The sequence below is a fragment of the Halovenus halobia genome, assembly GCF_051414135.1.
Lineage (GTDB): Archaea > Halobacteriota > Halobacteria > Halobacteriales > Haloarculaceae > Halovenus > Halovenus halobia.
In genome coordinates this window covers 975771-996234 of record NZ_JBLKOA010000001.1, presented here as the reverse complement: position 1 = coordinate 996234, position 20464 = coordinate 975771, and the positions used below count along the sequence as shown (strand labels likewise).

Below are 20464 nucleotides of genomic sequence, written 5' to 3'. Positions count from 1 at the left end.
GACACCCTCTACCGCTAGTAACCAGCCAAAACAATCCTCACGCTGGGATTTGTAATCGAGTAGCTGCCGTTTATTCAGTTCGTCTTTTGTGGGCTGAGGGACGATTGTGAGGTCGTCGAGACGACTCATTTGCGGCCCCCTCCGGATAATATTCCTACTTTTTTCGATGGTGGTCCTACATTTACAGTTCCCCGAATCGCAAGACAGCACCGGGACAGTCCGGTGAGCTTCGATGGTGGGGCAACAGTTCTAACCGCACGACAGCGGCGGTGCGGTCCGTTCCTAGTTTTGGCATTGCCTTCGTACATAATGCTCGCCCTATGGTGTTACGAGCGAAAAGCCACCAGATGGCGTTGGGAAAAGAGTGCTCCGGCTGGGATTCGAACCCAGGTCATTGCCGTGAGAGGGCAATATGATTGGCCGGACTACACCACCGGAGCGCAGGCATTTCCGGGTAACCGGGGTACAGGTTTAATGATTGCGTTTCGACCCGGCTAGTCTTCGTCATCGAACGGTGAGCCGGCCGCTTCTGGTTCCTCACCGGAGAGACTGACGATGTTCTCACGGCCGACGCGAAGCTTGCTGATGTCGCCGTTGTCTTCCATATCCGAAAGGAGCATACTCACCTTCGATTTCGACCACTCAGTCTCTTCGACGATGCTGACCTGGCGCATTCGCCCGCCGTTTTCTTCGAGAAGTTTGAGTACGCGGTCCTCGTCCGAGAGCAACTGCTCGGCCTCGACTTCTGCACCGCCAGCCCCAGCATCCGGGCTTGGTGGTGACTTCGTCGACGCGGGTTCGCTCTCATCTCCGGACCGGACCCTCGTGTAGTAGACGACCGTCCCACCAGCACCGAGCAGGAGTGCCAGCACAACCAGTATTGGCACCATCGATGACGCGCCACTGCCGTCCGGCGACCCGCTATCGTCGGCGCCGTTCGTCGAAGCTGTGTCACTGTTGTCACCGGTCGATACATCCGGTGGTGAGAGTTGCACGTCGATCTCGCCAGCCCCGAACTCTCGATAGCCGTTCCACTCGACCCAGTCACCTGGTTCTGCGGTGTCGTCGCTGGCAACCGCATCGGGCGTCGGCGAGACGCTGTCAAATTCGACGTTCTCGCCGCCTTTGATTCGGAGTCGCTGGTCTTCGAGGATGACGAACCCGCCGTCGAAGACATCAGAGACGACGACGGCGCCGTTTCGCTGCTCCGCGAAGCCACTCCACCGGAAGGACATCTGGACGATACCATCTCGACTAATCTCGCTGTATCGTGCCTCGCGCTCGAAGCCAGTCGCGTTCATATCCCGGCCGGTAATCTCGGTACCGTCGGCTGTGAGTCGACTGGCTCGGGCCTGGAAGTTCGTGAACGTCTCTGTCTCCTCTGTGTTGAACTGCTCCGCGAACTGATTGAACTGCTCGATTTCGGTGTCGTTGGTGATCCGCTGTCGGTACTCTACGGTCCACCGCGCGTCGCCGTTCTCGAAGACCCGAATCTGGAATAGTGTCTCGTTGGCGTCTTCGACCTGTGCCAGTTCGAGCCGCTGGTCTGGTGGCTGGGTCTCGGGTGGCTCTGCGGGACCATCGAGGACCGCAATACCCACCCCTCCCAGCAAGACTGCGGCGATGACGAGACCGACCAGAACCCGGCGATGCATCTACTTGCTAACACCAGCAGGCAGGATAAAAACACTACGCCTGACACTGGCATATCCTGACTCAGTTTCAGGACCCGCTCGAACAACTATCCGCCAGCACCTCGATGGGATGGGGTGGAAGGTCACCGGCCCGGTCGAAGGGGTCCTCGACATCGCGGCGGTGGCCCACCTGACTTCGACAGGACGCTCCCGGCGTGACGACTACCTCGCCCGAACTGTTCTCAATTTGCTCGTCGAGAATCTCGGCGATAGACTGGCTCATCGAGTAGTGCTCGGCCTCGTAGCCGAAACTGCCAGCCATCCCACAACAGCCCGAATCGAGTGCGTCAACTTCGTAGCCGGCCCGGCGCAACGCGGCCGCAGCGTGCTGGTCTTTGCTGTGCGCTTTCTGGTGACAGTGGCCGTGATAGACCAGCGAGGTTTCCGCTGGCTCAAACTCGAGCGCCTCGTCCAGACGGAAGCGGTCGAGATATTCACAGAAGCCGAAGGTATTCGCCGCGACTCGCTGTGCGCCCTCACCGTCGAGCAAGTCGAGGTAATCTGACTGCAGCATCACCGCGTCCGAGGGTTCGGCGACGACAATATCCCAGCCCGTCGCAACTTTCGGCGCGAGTGCTGTGACGTTGGTTTCGGCCCGCTCACGCGCAGCATCGAGAAATCCTTTCGAGTGTGCCGCGCGACCGCTGGCGGTCACACCCCCGGCAATCTGGACATGCACGCCGGCCGCTTCCAGCAACTCGACGGCTGCTTTCCCCACCGTTGGGTGGCTGTAGTTGGTGTAGGTGTCCGGGAACAGCAGCACGCGCCGCGAAGCCGTCTCGGCGGATACCTCGGGCTCGCGGTCCTCTGCCCAGTCGACCAGCGTCTCGCGTCGGAACGTTGGCAACGCTCGCTCACGCGCGATGCCGAGCAGTTTCTCAGTGACGAGTCCGCTTCCCGGTAGTCGCTGGAGTAGGGAGGGCAGTGGCGCGAGCGCGCTGCCGACAGCGCTGACCCGGTCGACGTGTGCGAACAGTCGGTCACGGAGGCTCGGACTCGACTGCTCGTGCTGTTCGTGCTGGAACTCGGCCTTGAGTTTCGCCATATCGACCTCACTGGGGCAGTTTTTCGCACAGCCCTTGCAGCCAATACAGAGGTCCATCACCTCAGCCGCGAACTCCTCGTCAGTCTCCGAAAGCGAGAGGTCACCGCTGAGCGCCTGCCTGAGCGCGTTCGCCCGGCCGCGGGTACTCGTCGACTCTTCCTCGCTCGCACGGTAGGTCGGACACATCACGCCGCCTGTTGTCTCCTGTGGTCCGCGACAGCCGCCACAGCCGTGACAGAGTTCGACCATTCCCTGCACGCCGTTGTCGTTGTCCCAGTTGAGTGTTGGCTCGAAGTCCACGTCAGCGTCGTACTCCGGTGAGAACCGCAGGTTTTCGACCATTGAGACAGCAACGGCCCGGCCCGGGGTATCCTCGGGCAACGGTTCGTCGGCGGCGTAGCCCACGACCTGCCCCGGATTCAACAGCCAGTTCGGGTCGAACGCGGTCTTTAGCTCCCGGAACAGTTCCCAGACCTCCTGTCCGTACAGTTTGCGATTGAACTCCGTCCGTGCACGGCCGTCGCCGTGCTCGCCCGACACGGAGCCGCCGTACTTCACCGCGAGGTCAGTAACAGCCTCAGAAATCCCCTTCATCTGTTCGAGGCCTGTCTCCTCTTTCATATTGATCAGCGGCCGGACGTGTAGACAACCGGGGCCGGCGTGGCCGTAGAAACTCGCGAATGTGTCGTGGTCGTCGAGAATCTCCTCGAAGTCAGCGACGAACTCTGGAAGCGACGCTGGCGGAACCGCGACATCTTCGATGAAACTGGCGTGTTTGGCGTCACTGGTCCGGGAGAGCAGGATTGGCAGCCCGCTCTTGCGGAGTTTCCAGAACCGCGCTCGCTCGCTCTCGTCGTAGGCCTCGAGTGCCGAGGTTGCATGCGTTTGGGCTTCGGTTTTACCGTCGCCGGTCTCTCGGTCTGGCAGTCGGTCTGCGAGCAGGTTGTCGATCTGCTGGTGGCCCTCCTCGACAGAGTCGGCGTAGAACTCCACGAGCAGTACAGCCTCCGTTCCTTCGGGAACCAACTCGTCGACGAGCTCACCAAATTCCGCAGTGTCGCGGGCTAACTCTAACAGAACGTCATCTAACACCTCGACGGCCGCCGGGCCGTGCTCGACAATCGGAGCCACGTCAGCCATCGCGTCGGCGACGGTCTCGTACCGCAACAGCGCAACGGACTTCTCCGCGGGAATCGGTTCGAGCGCGATGGTTGCCTCGGTAACGATGGCAAGCGTCCCTTCACTGCCAGCTAACAGGCGGGCGAGGTTCACGTCTCCATCTTCGGCCTCAGCAACCAGCCTGTCGAGATTGTATCCTGAGACGTTGCGCTTGAGTTCCGGATAGGACCGCTCGATCAACTCGCGGTTGTCGAGCACCGAACAGACTGCCGCGTAGATTCGTTGTTCGGCCGCGGATATGTCGCCCTTACCGTCCGCGCCCGCTCGAAGGTCTTCGACCGAGATAGTGCCAAATCTGGTGACGGTCCCGTCGGCGAGAACCACCTCGCACTCCTCGACGTAGGCGTCAGTCTTCCCGTACTTGAGTGAGTGCGACCCTGTCGAGTTGTTTCCGATTGCGCCGCCGAGGGCGCTCTTTTCGCCCCATGCGGGGTCCGGCGCGAACTTCAGCCCCTCGGGTTCGAGCGCGGCGTTGAGATTGCCAAGTGTCACTCCCGGCTGTGCTCGTGCCAGCCGTTCCTCGGGGTTGATTGACCGCACGTCGTTCATGTATCGGGTAAAATCCAGCACGACAGCCTCGTTGACGGATTGGCCGGCGAGACTTGTGCCGCCGCCGCGCGGCAGCACGCCCATCTCTCGGGCGTGACAGTAGTCGACAACTGCCGCGACGTCAGACGTCGACGTTGGGTAGACGACGCCGATTGGCGTCACTTCGTACGCGCTGGCGTCGGTCGCGTACAGCTGTCGTGAGAGGTCATCGAACCGCACGTCGCCGTCGACTCGCTCGTGTAACTCCGCCTGCGGGGCCGGACGCTCGACGGTGCCGCCGGTGTAATCGTAGTGCGCCCGGCTGTCACGTTCCGGGCTACCCGGCGTCGCTCCAACTCCCGGCTCCCCCGTCCGGCGTGAATCGTCCCGACGTGCCATGTCCACGGCTTCGGTCGGCGACGGATTAAATCACCGGCTTGCGCGAACTGCTGGCGGAGAGAAATCTGACACGGCCGCTGCAACCGCTATGCGGACTGGTCTACGGTGCGAGCCTGTTCTTCCGGTTTTTCATCTCCTCTTCGTAGTACTCGAAGGTGATTGGGCACCACTCTGCAGCCAGATCGAGTACTCGCTCGGTCATATCTCGAATCTCCCACTGGCTGTCGGCTGCGGCCCGCATATCAGCAACGTGCATCAACATTCGGGGGTTCATCGACATGACCATATTGACTTTCGACCCGATTGGGAGCACGAAGCGAGCGTCCTCGGGCGGCAGACCGAGGTCGAGTAACTCCTGATAGGACTCGAACGCCGTTTCGATCGTTTCCTCGAACAATTCTTCTCGTCGCTGTGCAGTCTCCTCGTCAACGTCGCCGGTTTGCTGATTGCGACCGACCCAGTCCGGGTCGCTCACTGACGGCGGCACGACGACCATCTCGCCAGTCTCGACTTCCGCCGGGTCAATATCGTCGAAGGCGACGTACCGCATCGACTGCACGTCGAAAGAGACGTGTCGGTGACGGGTAATCTGGGCCATACAGGAGCGACTGATTCCCTTGATTGCGAAGGTTGCCTGCGGGTGCTCGAACGGGCCGAAGTGGCCGTGGTCGAGCAGGCGGTTGATGAGTGTCTCTTTGCGCTCGTCCAGGGAGTCCCCTTCGATACTCGCCATTACTTCGTCGAAGGCTGTCTCCCCGACGAACTCCTCCATGTAGTCGTTGCGTGCCGCCTGACAGATCAGCCGTTCGGGCCGGTCAGTCGCTTCCAGCAGTTCGACTTCCATACTCATCTCGGCGGACCGGAGGGGTAAATTTCTGTCTCTCCCGGCGGACTGTGGTCTGGTTTTAAGAACCTCTCGACAAAACAACCGTGCCGTAGTATGTCATACTTCGATGAGGGGTTCGCAGAGGTAACCTACGACAGTGAGATAGGTGCTATCGTTGCACGAATGGACGAATACGCTGAAGGCGATGAGTTCCGCCGATACATGGATTCAATTATCGACGCAATGGCTGACACGGGCTCGGACCGTATCATTGCAGATACGAGTGAGATTCCGCCACTGGACCAGGACGACCAGCAGTGGTCGGTCGTTGACTGGGCGCCGCGCGCGGAGAATTCGGGACTCGAACACATGGCGATGGTCATGCCAGAGAGTGTCGTCTCAGAGATGTCCATCGAAAACGTCGTCGAGATGTCTGACGACACGATTAACAGAGAGCTATTTGACGAACTAGAAGACGCAAAAACGTGGATCGGCCGACAGTAATCAGGCCGTCTGCAGTGCCGATAGCTCGTCAGCGAGACTCTCGACCAGCGCCTCTCTGGCAGCGTCGCGTTCGCCCGAGAGGAACTCGATGCGGCCGTCTCGGGCGCCACGAACGTCCAGTGCCGCTTTCGGGGCGGCCTCGCTCGCTTTCTCCGCGAGGGCACGCACGTCGATATCTGCGTGGGACCGAATGTACGCTTCGTCAGTGCCAACGCCGACGAGTGCGCCCGCGTCCTCGTGTCGACGAGCCAGTTCGTCGAGCAACAGCGCCACCGGCGGGAACTCGTACTGGTGGGTGTACGACTCCGTGTCGAGGACGAGGATGCTTTCGTCGTCGACAGTTCGCTCCTCGATGTTCGCCTCTGCGGTCTCGATCTCTTCGTCGAGTCGCGTCCGGAACTGCTCGCTAATGTGCTCTGCAAGCCCGACCGGGTCGTCGGCCTCGTCAGCAAAGAGCAAGTCGGAGATGAGTTCGCGCTTGTCCTCGTAGGACTGGTAAAAGGCCTCCAGCGCGACGGCTTCGCGAAGCATTCGGGTATCTTCTGCGTCGTACCCGGTCTCTGCGGCCAGCGCCGTGTACTGGTCGGGTGTGTCGGCCCAGAAACTCACTGCCGGCAGATGACCCAGTTCCTCGCGGACGTCGGGGTTGACGTGGGCGGCGACAGTTGCGCCGAGCACTGTTGCGCTCGTCTCGTAGTCGCCTTCGAGCGTTGGGCTGACGAGCATATCGACAGCTTCAGCAACGCCCGCCTCGATGGCTCGCTCGTCGACCACGACACGACGCGCGTCGTACGTGTCGAGCAGGTCGAAGCCGTCGATGGATTCTGCCGACCCACCTGCGCCGACAAAGACGAACAGCGGCAGCGTCTCGCCGTGTCGGTCACGGTTCTGGAGCATCGTGGTGATGTCCTTGGTCGCGTCGTTCATGTCGTAGACCGACCCTTCGAGTGGCCGCCGGTCGAAGTAGTGATACTCCGCGTCGCCGGCACCGTGTTCGTCCCGAATCAGCGGCAGCGCAGCCCGCTCGATAGCGGAGCTTGCTGCGTAGCCGTCGGCCGTGTCAGCGTGCCTGACGACGATTGGTCGACCCTCGATGACCGCTCGCCGGATTGCTGTTGCGGCGTCACGGATTGGTTCGGCAACGGCGTCGACTGCTGGGTCCTCGGTCAGCGCCTCGAACTCTGCGGGTCGGGCGCGCTGGACGACTGCTTCTTCCATCCGCTCGGTGACGGCGTCTCGCTCGTCGTCTTCGAGGATAACGAGTCCTTCAGTTTCGACCTGAATGTCGCCGCGTCGGCGCTCGACCTCACCTTCGATTCGGACGATGTCACCCTCTTCGACCTCGGGGTAGGCGCGGACGCCTGCCTCCTCGAATGCTGCACATTCGACGGTGCCGGTCTCGTCACGAAGCTGGAAGACTGTCGGGCCGCTGGTCTGGCGTGCGGAGTCGATTTCACCTTCGAGCCGAACTCGGTCGCCGACCAGACCTTCGAGACGGTCGACCGTCGTCTGCTCGAACTCGATGGTCTGTTCTGGCTGTTCGTCTGCTGTGTCTGGTTCAGATTCCGGCTCTGCCTCTGTTTTCTCGGTGTCGTCGCCCGTTGAGGGCTCGGAGTCCGCTGTGTCGTCGCTCGACCTCGCGACTGGTTCTGGGTCGCCAACGCTAGCTGTCTCTTCAGTCGTCTCGTCGTCTTCGCTCTCGTCGAGCAGTGTCTCCTCGGCGTCGGGGTCGTCGATAAGTGCGCCCCGGAACCGGGATTTCTCTTGGCGGATCGACCAGCCAAGGTCGATGTCGCCGTTGTCTCTGACGTTCTGTACTTGGACGTAAATCGTCTCGCCCGGGTCGAGGTCCATGCTGTCGAGGCGGCTGTCGAGTTCACTTTTGTGCAACAGACCGGTGACACTGTCACCGATGTCGACGAAGATACCGAACTCGGCGTAGCCGTCGACCGTTCCGCGGTAGTACCGATTCGACGTTAACTCGTCCGGTTGCGTCCCCCGGAACTCGAACACGACATCTTCTTCGTGAAGCTCACAAACTCGTCCATCGACAGATGAACCGCAAATGATACACGATCCCATTGGCAGTAGCAACGGCACCCGGCCTAAAACTGTTGTCGGATTGGCTCTGTCAGCTGCGCGCTTGGTTCCTCCGTGTGAACTCAGATGTCGACAGCGAACTCGTACGTCTCTGCTCTGGCGGCGAATCTCCCCAACAGCTCTGCTGTCGCGTCGAGGTCTGCGAGGTCGAGTGTCTCCGTGGGCGTGTGCATGTACCGGTTCGGGACGCCGACGTTCAGCGCGGGTGTCCCGCCGCGGGCCGTGTAGAACGCGTCTGCGTCCGTCCCTGTTCGACTTCCTCGTGCCTCCAGTTGGATGTCAATTGCCTCCCGCTCGGCCACTTCGCGCACGGCCGCGACGAGGTTCGGGTGGTTCGCGCTCCCGCGGCCGACCGCAGGCCCGCCGCCGAGTTCGATGCTCCGCTGGTGTTTGCCCGGCACTCCGGGGCCGTCGGTGGCGTGGGTCACGTCGGTCGCAATCACCGCGTCGGGGTTGAGGTCGAAGCCGACCATCTGTGCGCCACGCAGGCCAAGTTCTTCTTGAACCGTGCTGACGGCGTAGATTGTCGCCTCGGGCTCGCTCGCGACGGCGCGGCGAAAGCCCTCGGCAGCGGCCCAGATGCCGACGCGGTTGTCCAGTCCGCGGGCCGCGATACGGCCGTTTTCGAGCTCCGAAACCGTCTGGTCGAAGGTAATCGGGTCGCCGCGTTCGACCAGTTCCTCCGCCTCGTCGGCATCGGCCGCGCCGATATCGACCTGTTGTTCGGCAATCTCCGCGGCATCCTCAGTGTCCTTGTCGCGCATGTGGATGGCGGTCTGGCCGATGACGCCGGGCACCGGCCCGTCGCCGGTGTGGATTTGGACGTGCTGGCCCCGGGTGACGGTCCTGTCGGACCCGCCGATTGGCGTCAGGTGAATCGTTCCGTCCTCGGCGATGTCTCGGACCATGAACCCGATTTCGTCGCCGTGACCAGCCAGTGCGACGGCTGGGTCGCCGCCGTCGTAGATGGCGACCGCGTTGCCGTACTCGTCGGCCCGTACCTCGTCGGCGTACTCCTGCAGGTACTCGATCCAGACCTGCTGTGTGGCCGTCTCGAATCCCGACGGGCTGGCTGTGTCGAGCAACTCGTCAAGAAAGGCTCGCTGTCGTGACTCCATACGCTCTGTTGCCCCCCTGTCGTGTAAACAATTGCTATAGTCACAACGGGTAAATGTGGGCTGGTCGAACAGGTAGGTATGGTCGAAATCACGATTTTCGAACTGAACGTCGAAGACGGCTCGTTCGCCGCCAACCTTCCGTTCAGCAGCGGCAGCCCCGGAAGTGACGAGATGTTCACCGACGAAGAATCCGACGAGCAAGCAGTGAGCGTACCCGACGAGGAGAGCGGTGGCGGCTCGAAAGGCCTCGTCCTGCTCGGTGTGCTGGTCTTTTTGATTCTCGCAACCGCCGCCGTGAAGTACCTCACCGGCGATGACGAGGACGACGCCGACGACCCAACCGCCCCGGCCTGACAGCGAAAAGGCCTATATTCTTAACCCCGTTCGTTCGAGGTATGAGCATCTATCGGAGTGTCAGGGCCGTCACCGGTGCGTCCGGCGACGGGCCGGTCGACTGGGCGGCAGTCACAGACGCTGCCCGCGCCTCGACAGCCCCCGGAGATATCGAGCTGGACGCCGCCGAACGACAGGGCTACGCTGAGGACGTGGGTGACGCGCGTGACCGCGTCCGTGAGGTTACTGCTCTGGAGTTCGACCTTCCCGACCGCGTCGAGGTGATGAACCGCCACCACTGGCTCGACGCCAACGTCGAAACCTTCGAGCGCGTGATGGACCCTATTGAGCAACAGGCCGAGGTGATGCCGGGCTTTGCGCGGGTTATCAACACCGGCTCGATGGCGTTTGCACTCTCTTTTCTCTCGAATCACGTCCTCGGACAGTACGACCCACTCCTATTAGCCGACGGCGAGGCACACGCGCTGTATTTCGTCCGACCGAACATCAAACGAGTTGCCGACATGCTCGACACCGACTACGACCGCTTCCGGCGCTGGATTGCCTTCCACGAGGTGACCCACGCTGCCGAGTTCGGCGCTGCGCCGTGGCTGCCTGACCACCTCGAATCGACGATGATGGAGGCTGTCGAGAATCTCTCGACGGGCAGCATCGACAAAGAAAATCTCGGCCAACTCGATACCACGATGACCGCTGTCGAGGGCTACGCTGAACTCATTATGGACGAAGCTTTCGACGACGAATACGAGGACCTGCGGCGAAAACTCGACCAGCGACGGCAGGGGCGCAGCCCAATCGAACAGCTCATTCGCCGACTGCTCGGCCTGAGCATGAAACGCCGACAGTACGAGCGCGGCAAGGAGTTCTTCGATGGTGTCGTCGAATTACGAGATATCGAGGCTGCTGGCCGGGTCTGGGAGTCACCCGAGACACTCCCGACTGACGCCGAGTTCGACGACCCGCAGGCGTGGCTCGATAGAATGGACCGCCGCTAGTCTCCGAGCGTACACGCTCCGGCGTACTCGCCGTCGGCGACGGACTCGATTTTTGCCTGGTCGCTACACACTGGACACGCTGGGTTCGGTGCGATTGGCACGAAATCGAAACTCATGCCACTCGCGTCGTAGGCCAGCAATCGGCCCTCGAGCGTATCCCCCTCGTCGAGAATCAACTTCAGCACCTCTGTTGCCTGAATTGCGCCAATCGTACCGGGCAGGACGCCGAGCACACCAGCCTCCGCGCAGTTCGGAATCGTCCCCTCCGGCGGGGCTTCGGGGAACAGACAGCGGTAACACGGCCCCCCGGTTAGTGTCGTTGCCTGGCCCTCGAACTTGTAGACTGCGCCGTGGCTCAGCGGGATGTTAGCGAGCATACAGGCGTCGTTGAGCAAAAATCGCGTCGGGAAGTTATCTGAGGCGTCGACGACAATATCGTATTCTTCGATCAGTGACTCGACGTTGTCCTGTGTAACTCGCGTTTCGTAGCTCTCGACGTCGACATCGGGATTCTGGTTGTTGATGAACTCCGCGGCGCTGTCGACTTTCGGCCGTCCTACGTCGTCGTTGCCGTGAATAACCTGCCGCTGAAGATTACTCCGCTCCACAACATCGTCGTCAGCGATGCCGAGCGTGCCGACCCCGGCAGCGGCGAGATACTGCAACACTGGTGCGCCAAGCCCCCCAGCCCCGACGACCAGTACTCGACTGTCGAGCACGGCAGCCTGTCCCTCCGGCCCGATTTCGTCCATGATGATATGTCTGGAGTACCGGTCGAGTTGTTCGGCGTCCAAAGAGAGTCCCATACAACTGCTAGGAGTGGGACAGGTAAAAATCGGCCGGGCGCTGCTGCTCAGCCAAATTGCGCGGCGGAAAAAGCGGGAATCTGACTACTCGTACAGCCAGGTTTCGTCGACTCGCTCCCAGCCAACGAGTTCCTCTTCGTCGAAAAAGAGGTCGATTTCGCGTTCGTTTGCGCCGGGGTCTTCGTGGTCAGAGGCGTGGATGACGTTGCGACCGAGGTCGAGCCCGAAGTCACCGCGAATCGAGCCCGGTGGGGACTCGGCGGGGTCGGTCTCGCCGACCATACTCCGAACCTGTCGGGTCGCGTCCTGTCCTTCCCAGACCATCGCCATCACCGGGTCGGAGGTGATGAATCCAACGAGGTCATCGAAGAACGGCTTGTCCTCGTGTTCGCCGTAGTGGTCTTCGGCAAGCTCTTGGTCGATCTGCATGAACTTCGCGCCGACGAGCTTCAGTCCGCGCTCCTCGAACCGCGAGATGATCTTGCCGATGAGTCCGCGCTGGACGCCATCAGGTTTGACCATCACAAAGGTTCGCTCGGCCTCGCTCATGCTTCAGCTTCCTCCTCCTCAGGCTCGTCTGCCTCGGAGTCTGCGTCAACTTCGTCCTCGGACTCGTCAGCGTCGGCCTCCTCGGCTTCGTCAGCGTCAGCTTCTTCGTCTTCTTCGTCAGCCTCCTGCTCTGCTTCTTCAGCTTCGGATTCGTCTGCTTCCTCAGCGTCGGCTTCTTCGTAGCCGATCCATTCGAGATCCCGGGACTCGCGGCCCATCATGTAGTTCTTCTGGGCTTTGGAGTCTTTGAACCAGAGGACGGTACCGTCCTTCAGGACGAACATCTTCCCGGTTCCGGGCTCGATATCCTCGCCTGTGTAGTCACAAGTGCGTTGCTGAACCATTATTGACCTCCAATCTGGTCGGCTTCGCGGGCTGTTTCGCGCAACTGGAGCACGTCACCCTCACGGACGGGACCGAGCACGTTCCGGGTGATGATACGCCCTTTGTTCGAGCCTTCACGGATGCGGCATTTGACCTGCATGGCCTCGCCGTGCATCCCTGTCCGGCCGACGAGCTCGATCACTTCTGCGGCCGTCGATCCGCTATCTTCGGATTCCTCTGCGCTCATCTCTGCTCACCTACTGAAGCTCCTCGAGCTTGTCGACGATGTCCTCGACGTCGCCCTCAGCGTCGCCGGCGTCGACGATCGCTGCGGCGGCGCTGCCGACTTCGAGCCCAGCCGAGCGGCCAAGGTCGTCCTGTGTCCCGATGAAGATGTACGGCACATTCTTCTCGTCCGAAAGCTCCGGCAGGTGCATCACGACCTCCTCGGGCTGGACGTCCTCGGCGACGTAAATGAGCTCTGCGTTGCCGCGCTCGACGGCTTTTGTTGTTTCGTTCGTTCCCTTCTTCACCGATCCTGTGTCCCGTGCTACCTCGAGTGCGTTGAGTGCGTCGTCCTCGAGATCTGCAGGGACGTCAAAGTCAGCATATACTGGCATGATTGTTCACCTCCTGCGCGTGGGCTCGCACTTCCCCGCTGTTGTGGCACTGCCACAGCCGCCTGAGGGCGGCAAATCCTATTCGAGCTGGAAGCGTCATCAACCCCGCACAGGCTGTACTCACAACTGGCCTAGCTTCCCCTAAAGCGCTTTCGATGGCTTACTCGCTTGTGAGGGCTGCCCACGGCTTTGCTCACGGTTCCGAGGCCTCGCGGCTCACGGTGCGCTTCGCTTACCGCTCACGTTTTCGAGGACTCCCTGCGGTCGTCCTCGCGGTCCGCGGTTCCCTGACGGTTACCGCTCGCCGTGTCGAGGGTTCACTGTGTTCACCCTCGCGGCTCACGGCGTGGCCGTTCGCCTGTCTGGGACCTCGCGACGCTCGGTCCCACTGTTCGCGGCTGCGCCGCTCACGGTTCCGAGGCCTCGCGTTGCTCGGCCTCGCTGCTCGCGGTGCGCTTCGCTTACCGCTCGCCATGTCGAGGGCTCCCTTCGGTCGCCCTCGCGCCTTGCCCACGTTTAAGTGAACGGTCGCCGTAGGTACTTGACATGACCGACGCCGAACGCGACGACGACGGTGGGGTGGCCACGGATATTGTACTGGATTTCCTCCCGCACGGCCGCACTGAGGATGACCGCCCGCAGTACGAGAAAGACCCTCTCGCGTACGTGCTCAATTCCGAGGAGTTCGAGCTGTTCGAGGTCATCGCCGACAGCGACGCGAACGTCTCCATTGGTGACCGTGTTGACCTCTCGACCGCCGACTTTGTCTCCCGCTACAGCAGCATCGAGTACGAGGACCTCCCGGGCGGTGCCCAGTCCGAACTGGAATACGTCATCGAAGACCTCGTGGAAGAGCAGGAACAACGGTTCGTCGACTTCTACAACGACGCCCAACCCATTACGCTCCGACTCCACCAGCTCAATCTCCTCCCTGGCATTGGGAAGAAACTCCGGAACAACATCCTCGACGAGCGCAAGCGCAACCCCTTCGAGAGCTTCGAGGAGCTCGAAGAGCGCATCGGCGGCCTCCACGACCCAGAGCAGGTGCTGGTCGACCGCATTATGGAAGAACTGCGTGAAGACGACCTGAAGTATCGCATCTTCGCCCCCCGCGAGGAGGAGTGATGACCGGCCAGTTCCGTGACCCCGACGCCTTGCGAGCACGCGCTGGCGTGGCCGGCGACCCGAATCAAGACCAGCACTTTCTGGTCGACGACCGTGTGCTCGACCGTCTGCCAGAGTACGCAACAGCAGGCGAAATGGACCTCTCCCACGTGCTCGAAATCGGCGGCGGGACTGGCGCGCTGACCGACCGACTGCTCGCCGTCGCCGACGAGGTGACTGTCGTTGAGCGTGACCCCGAACTCGCGGAGTTTCTCCGCTCGGAGTTCGCCGAGGCAATTTCCGAGGGGCGACTGACTGTCGTCGAGGGTGACGCGCTCGACGTCGAGTTGCCCGACTTCACCGCCTCAATCTCGAATCTCCCGTACGGAATTTCCAGTGAAATCGTTTTCCGACTGCTTCCGACGGGGAAGCCGCTCGTGTTGATGTTCCAGTCGGAGTTTGCCGAGCGGATGGCCGCCGACCCTGGCACCGACGAGTACGGTCGACTGTCGGTGACTGCCGGCCATTACGCCGATATCGAACTCGTCGAAGACGTGCCGCCAGAGGCTTTCGACCCACAGCCTGCAGTCGACAGCGCCGTCATCAGAACGCGGCCCCGAGACCCCGATTACGACGTGCCCGACGACGGGTTTTTCATGCGGTTTCTCCGGGCAGTGTTCACACAGCGCCGGAAGACGATGCGCAACGCCGTCCGGAACACGGTCCACATCTCTGGACTGCAGGACGGCGACGCTGTCGTTGACGCCGCAAGCGAGGAACTGATGAGTGCCAGAGCGGGCAACGTGACGCCGGCAGAGTTCGCCCAGCTCGCAACGCTGGCGTGGGATGTGGGCGACCCCGGCGAACCGGACGCATGACTGACGAGGGCGTTCCCCAGTTGGCCAACCAGCGCGATATCGAGACGGTCTACCAGCCTGCAGAGGACTCGAAACTACTCGCCGACGCCGTTGTCGAGGCAGTCGAACCGGGCCAGCGCGTCCTGGATGTTGGCACGGGCTCGGGATACGTCGCGACACGGTTACGCCGGGAGGCTGAGGCAGAGGCACTTGGTGTCGACCTGAACCCAGAGGCCTGCGAGCAGGCCCGTGACGCGGGCGTTCCGGTGGTCCGTGGCGATATGGTGTCTCCGTTCCGCGACGAGGCCTTCGACGTAGTGGTCTGTAACCCACCGTATCTCCCGACACCGCCCGAGCAGGAGTGGGACGATTGGATGGAACGCGCGCTTTCGGGCGGCGAGGACGGCCGCGCGATGGTCGACCCGTTTCTCGATTCAGTTGGGCGAGTGCTCCGGCCCGATGGCGAGGCTTACCTGCTCATCTCGACGCTAACCAGTCCCGAAGAAGTTCGTGCGTACGCCCGTGAGCGCGGGCTTCAGAGTGAGATTGTAGTCGAGGAATGCCATCCCTTCGAGAAACTGCTCGTCCTGCGGTTCTGGTAACTCCTGTCACCTTTATTTCGGCGAAATAACGTTAGATATATGATGCGTGGTTCATAGTATGCGCACGAAGCGAAGCAATGCGACCAGCCCTCCACGCCGTCCGAGAGTTGCTGCTTTCACCCCGGCAGTTCTTCGAGAGCCACGACCCAGCAGCGACGCTGCCGTATGCTGTTGCTGCTGTGCTCGGTTTCGCTCTCGCGTTCACAGGAGTCCTTCTCTTTGTCACGGATCAGATTGTCACGTCTATCAGCGTCGACGTACTCGTGCTCGACAATCCAGACCACCCCGTACAGTCGCTCTGCCAGTCCTACGGCCCCGAAGCATACCCAGAATGTGCCGAACCGGATTTTTACCGCCGCACACCAACGGCAGTTGCCCAGGAGAGTCTCGTTGAGTTGGGCTGGCACGCGGCCCGTACGTTCATCATACTGTGGGTGCTTGGGACGATGGGATTTGCCTTCTTCGCCCGTCTCGTCGGCGGCTCTCCCTCAGTGCGCGGCACGGTCGCGGTGACGGCGTGGTGTGTTGTCCCGGCTTTCGTCTACCTCGGCGTCGCTGTTGCAGTGGTCCACTCCGCGCTTCCGGTCGCGGTGCTCTCACTAACAGACGAACACAACCTGATTGTCTACGCATTTGCTGACCACAAACTTCCCTTCCTCCTCGCGACAATTGTCATTGTCCTGTGGCAGTGGCGGATTGCCCGCCACGGGGTAGCGGCTGACGCGGACCTCGATTCCGGAGGCGGAGCCGTCGTTGCGATGATTCCGCTGTTACTCGCGTTCATTGCGGCAGTCGGCCTCCCGGGCCTCAGTGTTCTGTCTCCGTACTAATCGCTCGTCTAGCCCGTCGTGGGTCGCGGCGGCGTAGGCTGCAATTACTAATGGGCATATCCAAAGAGAAAATATTAAAGCCCGTCATGACCTACTCAAATTCAATGACAGAGATTGTTGCGACGACACCGGGGTTGTATCCATTGCCCGACTGGGCCAAGGAGCAACTCAAAGACCAGAAAGGCAACCAGAAAGTGGACCTCATCGGCGGCGACGAGGGCGAGGAGATTCAGCAGTCCTACGCAGAGGTCCGCGAAGAGTTCATCAACGCACAGCAGGCAGCGAGCCTCGACCGAATCGTCGAAGGACAGGGCCGGTGGGACGATATGCTCGCCCATCCGCTGGCGGTCAACGACGCCGTCGACACGCAGGGGATTGTCCGCTACTACGACAACAACAACTTCTACCGAGACCCGGTCGTCACCGACGAACTCTCCGCGAGTGGTGACGTGGCCGACGAACTCGAAGCAGCAACAGCCCAGACCGACGACCTGCAGGCTGTACTCCCCGGACCGTACTCGCTTGCGGACCTGGCGACTGACGAGTACTACGGCGACGACGCCTCGTTCCAGGCCGCTATCGGCGAGTTTCTCGCCGAGGAAGCCGACCTCCTGCCCGACGTCGAGACGCTCTTTTTGCTCGAACCATCGCTCGTCGAGAATGCGCCTGACGATGGTGCTGACGAGCGCGCGAGCGAAGCTATCGACACCGTCGCCGCTGCGACCGACGCCGACGTCGTTGTCCACCCATACTGGGGCGCACTGGAGGAGAAGGTCTACGCCCACGTGATGGACGCCGACATCGACGCGCTCGGCTTCGACCTGATTTCCGACCACGAGCAGAATGTCTACAACGCACAGGAGTACGGTGCTCCTGACGACGTTGCACTGGGTATCGTCGACGGCCAGAACACGCTGGTCGAAGACCCCGAAACGCTCGAGGAGCGAATCGAGTGGTTCACCGACCAGACCCAGCAGAACGACTACGAGCGAATCTACGCGACAACCAACACGGAGACGTTCTACCTGCCGGTCAACCGCTTCGAGGAGAAACTGGAGGCGCTTGGCGCACTCAACAAGACAGAGGTGACAGCATGACACGCGAACAATTTCGACCCGAGAATCACGACAACGACCACTTCCTGCTGACGACTGTCGTCGGCTCGTATCCGAAGCCAAAGTGGCTGCACCGTGCGCGTGACCTCTTCGAGGACGAGGACCACGACTTCGACGAGGAGAATTTCGAGGAAGCGAAAGACGACGCCTCCCGGCTGATCACCAAAGAGCACGAACGCTGCGGCATGGATGTCGTCGTCGACGGCGAGATGCGGCGCAACGAGATGGTCGAATACTTCGCCCACCGCATCGACGGCTACGAGTTCAACGGCCCAGTGAAGGTCTGGGGTCACAACTACTTCGACAAACCGAGCGTCGTCGAAGAGGTAGAGTACGACGAAGAGTGGCTCATCTCCGAGTACGAGTTCACGACCGATGTCACCGACGTGCCGGTGAAGGTCCCGATTACGGGGCCGTACACGCTCGCCAAGTGGTCGTTCAACGAGGTCTACGAGGACCACGAAGAACTGGCCTACGAACTGGCCGAACTGGTCAACGAGGAAATCGAAGGGCTAGTCGAGGCTGGCGCGCGGTACATCCAGATTGACGAACCCGCGCTGGCGACGACGCCAGACGACCACGCCATCGTTGGCGAGTGTCTCGAACGCATAGCGAACAACGTCCCCGACGACGTCCGTCTCGGCCTCCACGTCTGTTACGGCGATTACTCGCGCATCTACCCCGAGATGCTCGACTATCCCGTCGAGGAGTACGACCTCGAACTCTGCAACGGCGATTACGACCAACTCGACGTGTTCAAAGAGCACGAGTTCACGAAAGACCTCGCGCTTGGCGTGGTCGATGTCCACGTTCGCGAACCCGAGCCGGTCGAGGAGATAAAGGAGAACATCAAGAAAGGGCTGGAGATTGTCCCGCCAGAACGGTTGACAATCAGCCCGGACTGTGGCCTGAAACTGCTCCCGCGTGACGTTGCCTACGGCAAGATGGAGAACATGGTGCAAGCTGCCCGCGAAGTCGAAGAAGAACTCGACGCCGGCGAAATCGATATCGACGCGCCGACGATTTCGGCCGACGACTGAGTCTGTTCTCTGAGACTATCCGATATTTGCTCTATCGAACCGCCAAATCCCAATCAGCAGTGGTATGACCAGCCACGCGACCAGCAGCGCCAGGCCCATCTCACCCTGGACATACCACGCCATCTCCTCGGGGTTCAGTTGTTGAACCGTGAGGAAATCGCCGGGGAAGGCCAGCAGCACCGAACTGAGATAGGACTGCGTCGGACTGATAACCATCGTGATGAACGTCAGTGGGTCCTGCCCGACGCCCGCGTTAAGCAGGTCATTGAGGACGTAATCGAGCAAGCCACGAATAGAGAGGTCGCCAAAGATGACGAGCAGATTTGTCACGAAGTAGAAGCCGAGCGCGCCACCCATCGCACGTGAGCGGGAACTCGTCGAGGCCGAGATCGCGATTGCGACGGCCACGTACGAGAGCGCGTACAGCGTCGTCAGGCCCGCGACAGCAACGAAGGACCCGATTCTGAGCTCCTCGAACCAGACTACTGACAGCCCGGCGGTGATGACAAAGGCGACCAGCAGCGAAGCGCTGACCACCGTCGTCCGCGAGAGAAACTTTCCGAGAACAAGTTCACGGCGGTTGATTGGCGTCGAGAGCAGGAACTTGATGCTCCCCGACTCGCGTTCGCCAGCAATCGAGAGATAGGCCGTGACCAGCGCAATTGCCGGAATGAACAGCGCGCCGATGAAGACGAGATTCCACAACGCAAGCAGGACGTCCGGAATGCCCGGTAGCCCGCCGCTGACGTTGATCTGGTAGAAAAACAGCACCGTCACCAGCGTAAACAGCAGGCCGACGAACCAGACAATTTTCGCCCGGCGCACGTCGAGAATATCCTTGCGCATCACACCGAAGGCGCTCATTGTACCACCTCCGCTGGCTGCTGTTCAGTCGAGTTGGTCTCGGCCGTAGTGGCCGAGTCGGCCGGACTGTCGCCCGTGTAGGTGTTGAACAGCTGTTCGAGCGAGGTATCCTCAGAGAGGATATCCTCGACAGTGGTCTGTTCGTCCAGTGCGGTGACGACGCGAACCTTCGCCGCGGCGTCGGCCAGCGTAGCGTCCACAGTGTTGTCCTCGACGGTGATTTCCTGCACGCCGTCGATATCTCGTGCGTGCTCAGCCGCTGCCGTGTCGGCAACCTCGACGCGAATCGACGCGCCAAGGTCCAGTTCTCCGCGGAGTTCGTCGAGTGTTCCTTCGGCGACGAGCTTTCCTTCGTTCATGATTCCAACGCGGTCACAGACAGCCTCGACTTCGCCGAGGATATGGCTCGAAAAGAAGACCGTCCGGCTAGAGGCGGCCTCCTGGCGGATAATCTCGCGCATCTCTTGCATTCCGGTTGGGTCCAGCCCAGAGGATGGTTCGTCGAGAATCAGCAGGTCAGGGTCACCGGTCAGTGCCATCCCGAAGGCTAGTCGCTGTTGCATCCCCTTGGAGTAGCCGCTAATCGAGCGGTCGCCGTCTTCTGGCGAGAGACCAACGCGTTCGAGTGTCGCCTCGACATCGGGGTCGGCGCCTTTGGACTTGGCCATCCAGTTGAGATGTTCACGGCCAGTGAGCCGGTCGTACAGTTCGGCGCCCTCGGGGAGCACGCCGATTCGCCCTCTGATCTGCTTTGCCTCTCTCGTCGGGTCGTGACCGAGCACCCGTGCTGACCCAGAACTTGGCCGGATCAGGTCTAGTAACATGTTGATCGTTGTCGACTTCCCAGCGCCGTTCGGCCCGAGGAAGCCGTATATCTCGCCGTCCTCGATGGCAAGGTCTAATCCTTCGACAGCAGTGACGTCGCCGAAGGTTTTGGTCAGATTGGTTGTTTCGATAACGCTCATATCTCTCTTTTCGATAGCCCCTTTAATGTAGTCGGGTGTGGGATTT

At 61.2% G+C, this 20464-nt stretch carries 21 protein-coding genes and 1 tRNA gene; 9 read left to right on the top strand and 13 right to left on the bottom strand.

Features of this window, described 5'->3' with window-relative positions; genetic code table 11:
- Positions 1–365: 365 nt before the first annotated feature.
- The 4 genes from ACMGFM_RS05410 to thyX form a co-directional block, all read right to left on the bottom strand.
- Positions 366–440 (bottom strand) — tRNA-Glu (locus ACMGFM_RS05410).
- 54 nt (positions 441–494) lie between these two features.
- Positions 495–1655 (bottom strand): helix-turn-helix transcriptional regulator, encoded by a 1161-nt coding sequence (locus ACMGFM_RS05405; protein ID WP_436901419.1) that lies wholly within the window; start codon positions 1653–1655, stop codon positions 495–497.
- A gap of 67 nt (positions 1656–1722) precedes the next feature.
- Positions 1723–4845 carry an FAD-binding and (Fe-S)-binding domain-containing protein gene (locus ACMGFM_RS05400; protein WP_436901418.1) on the bottom strand — a complete coding sequence of 1041 codons (3123 nt, stop codon included), beginning with the start codon at positions 4843–4845 and terminating at the stop codon, positions 1723–1725.
- Between the two features lie 100 nt (positions 4846–4945).
- On the bottom strand, positions 4946–5689 hold the full coding sequence (gene thyX / locus ACMGFM_RS05395; RefSeq protein ID WP_436901417.1) for an FAD-dependent thymidylate synthase: 744 nt from the start codon (positions 5687–5689) through the stop codon (positions 4946–4948).
- 96 nt (positions 5690–5785) lie between these two features.
- Between thyX and ACMGFM_RS05390 the strand changes: the two genes are divergently transcribed.
- Positions 5786–6175 (top strand): hypothetical protein, encoded by a 390-nt coding sequence (locus ACMGFM_RS05390; RefSeq protein WP_436901416.1) that lies wholly within the window; start codon positions 5786–5788, stop codon positions 6173–6175.
- Here the strand turns inward: ACMGFM_RS05390 and ACMGFM_RS05385 are convergent, their stop codons facing one another.
- Together ACMGFM_RS05385 and ACMGFM_RS05380 are read right to left on the bottom strand one after the other, a co-directional pair.
- On the bottom strand, positions 6176–8257 hold the full coding sequence (locus tag ACMGFM_RS05385) for a DHH family phosphoesterase (RefSeq protein WP_436901415.1): 2082 nt from the start codon (positions 8255–8257) through the stop codon (positions 6176–6178).
- Between the two features lie 80 nt (positions 8258–8337).
- A complete protein-coding gene (locus tag ACMGFM_RS05380; protein WP_436901414.1) occupies positions 8338–9393 on the bottom strand; it encodes a M20/M25/M40 family metallo-hydrolase in 1056 nt (351 codons plus the stop codon).
- A gap of 78 nt (positions 9394–9471) precedes the next feature.
- Here ACMGFM_RS05380 and ACMGFM_RS05375 point away from each other — a divergent pair, with 78 nt between their 5' ends.
- Both ACMGFM_RS05375 and ACMGFM_RS05370 read left to right on the top strand, forming a co-directional pair.
- Positions 9472–9747 (top strand): hypothetical protein, encoded by a 276-nt coding sequence (locus ACMGFM_RS05375; protein WP_436901413.1) that lies wholly within the window; start codon positions 9472–9474, stop codon positions 9745–9747.
- 41 nt (positions 9748–9788) lie between these two features.
- Complete coding sequence (locus ACMGFM_RS05370; protein WP_436901412.1) at positions 9789–10742, top strand: zinc-dependent metalloprotease; 954 nt, start codon at positions 9789–9791, stop codon at positions 10740–10742.
- Here ACMGFM_RS05370 and ubaA read toward each other — a convergent pair.
- The 5 genes from ubaA to rpl7ae form a co-directional block, all read right to left on the bottom strand.
- Positions 10739–11548, bottom strand: coding sequence for an SAMP-activating enzyme E1 (gene ubaA, locus ACMGFM_RS05365; protein WP_436901411.1), 810 nt, complete (start codon positions 11546–11548; stop codon positions 10739–10741). The two genes, ACMGFM_RS05370 and ubaA, sit on opposite strands and share 4 nt — an antisense overlap.
- Before the next feature lie 84 nt (positions 11549–11632).
- The gene (ndk, locus tag ACMGFM_RS05360) at positions 11633–12097 is read right to left on the bottom strand and encodes a nucleoside-diphosphate kinase (protein WP_436901410.1); all 465 of its coding nucleotides are present in this window, start codon (positions 12095–12097) and stop codon (positions 11633–11635) included.
- A complete protein-coding gene (locus ACMGFM_RS05355; protein ID WP_436901409.1) occupies positions 12094–12441 on the bottom strand; it encodes a 50S ribosomal protein L24e in 348 nt (115 codons plus the stop codon). Before ACMGFM_RS05355 ends, ndk begins: the two co-directional genes overlap by 4 nt.
- On the bottom strand, positions 12441–12668 hold the full coding sequence (locus ACMGFM_RS05350) for a 30S ribosomal protein S28e (RefSeq protein WP_299278371.1): 228 nt from the start codon (positions 12666–12668) through the stop codon (positions 12441–12443). The genes ACMGFM_RS05355 and ACMGFM_RS05350 overlap by 1 nt, the downstream gene beginning before the upstream one ends.
- A 10-nt stretch (positions 12669–12678) precedes the next feature.
- Positions 12679–13041: a 50S ribosomal protein L7Ae gene (rpl7ae, locus tag ACMGFM_RS05345; protein WP_436901408.1), complete on the bottom strand. Its 363-nt coding sequence runs from the start codon at positions 13039–13041 to the stop codon at positions 12679–12681.
- A gap of 546 nt (positions 13042–13587) precedes the next feature.
- On the opposite strand from rpl7ae, the gene ACMGFM_RS05340 reads away from it, so the two are divergent.
- The 6 genes from ACMGFM_RS05340 to ACMGFM_RS05315 all read left to right on the top strand — a co-directional run bounded on the left by ACMGFM_RS05340 (position 13588) and on the right by ACMGFM_RS05315 (position 18589).
- Positions 13588–14166, top strand: a complete 579-nt coding sequence (locus ACMGFM_RS05340; RefSeq protein ID WP_436901407.1) for a DUF655 domain-containing protein — start codon at positions 13588–13590, stop codon at positions 14164–14166.
- Positions 14166–15023, top strand: coding sequence for a 16S ribosomal RNA methyltransferase A (locus ACMGFM_RS05335; RefSeq protein WP_436901406.1), 858 nt, complete (start codon positions 14166–14168; stop codon positions 15021–15023). The genes ACMGFM_RS05340 and ACMGFM_RS05335 overlap by 1 nt, the downstream gene beginning before the upstream one ends.
- The gene (locus tag ACMGFM_RS05330; protein WP_436901405.1) at positions 15020–15604 is read left to right on the top strand and encodes a HemK2/MTQ2 family protein methyltransferase; all 585 of its coding nucleotides are present in this window, start codon (positions 15020–15022) and stop codon (positions 15602–15604) included. The genes ACMGFM_RS05335 and ACMGFM_RS05330 overlap by 4 nt, the downstream gene beginning before the upstream one ends.
- A 77-nt stretch (positions 15605–15681) precedes the next feature.
- The gene (locus tag ACMGFM_RS05325; protein WP_436901404.1) at positions 15682–16434 is read left to right on the top strand and encodes a YIP1 family protein; all 753 of its coding nucleotides are present in this window, start codon (positions 15682–15684) and stop codon (positions 16432–16434) included.
- 104 nt (positions 16435–16538) lie between these two features.
- Positions 16539–17531 (top strand): 5-methyltetrahydropteroyltriglutamate--homocysteine methyltransferase, encoded by a 993-nt coding sequence (locus tag ACMGFM_RS05320; protein ID WP_436901403.1) that lies wholly within the window; start codon positions 16539–16541, stop codon positions 17529–17531.
- Positions 17528–18589, top strand: coding sequence for a methionine synthase (locus ACMGFM_RS05315; RefSeq protein ID WP_436901402.1), 1062 nt, complete (start codon positions 17528–17530; stop codon positions 18587–18589). Before ACMGFM_RS05320 ends, ACMGFM_RS05315 begins: the two co-directional genes overlap by 4 nt.
- Before the next feature lie 15 nt (positions 18590–18604).
- On the opposite strand, the gene ACMGFM_RS05310 is transcribed toward ACMGFM_RS05315, so the two are convergent.
- Both ACMGFM_RS05310 and ACMGFM_RS05305 read right to left on the bottom strand, forming a co-directional pair.
- Complete coding sequence (locus tag ACMGFM_RS05310) at positions 18605–19453, bottom strand: ABC transporter permease subunit (RefSeq protein ID WP_436901401.1); 849 nt, start codon at positions 19451–19453, stop codon at positions 18605–18607.
- Positions 19450–20418, bottom strand: a complete 969-nt coding sequence (locus ACMGFM_RS05305; RefSeq protein ID WP_436901400.1) for an ABC transporter ATP-binding protein — start codon at positions 20416–20418, stop codon at positions 19450–19452. The genes ACMGFM_RS05310 and ACMGFM_RS05305 overlap by 4 nt, the downstream gene beginning before the upstream one ends.
- Between the last annotated feature and the right edge of the window lie 46 nt (positions 20419–20464).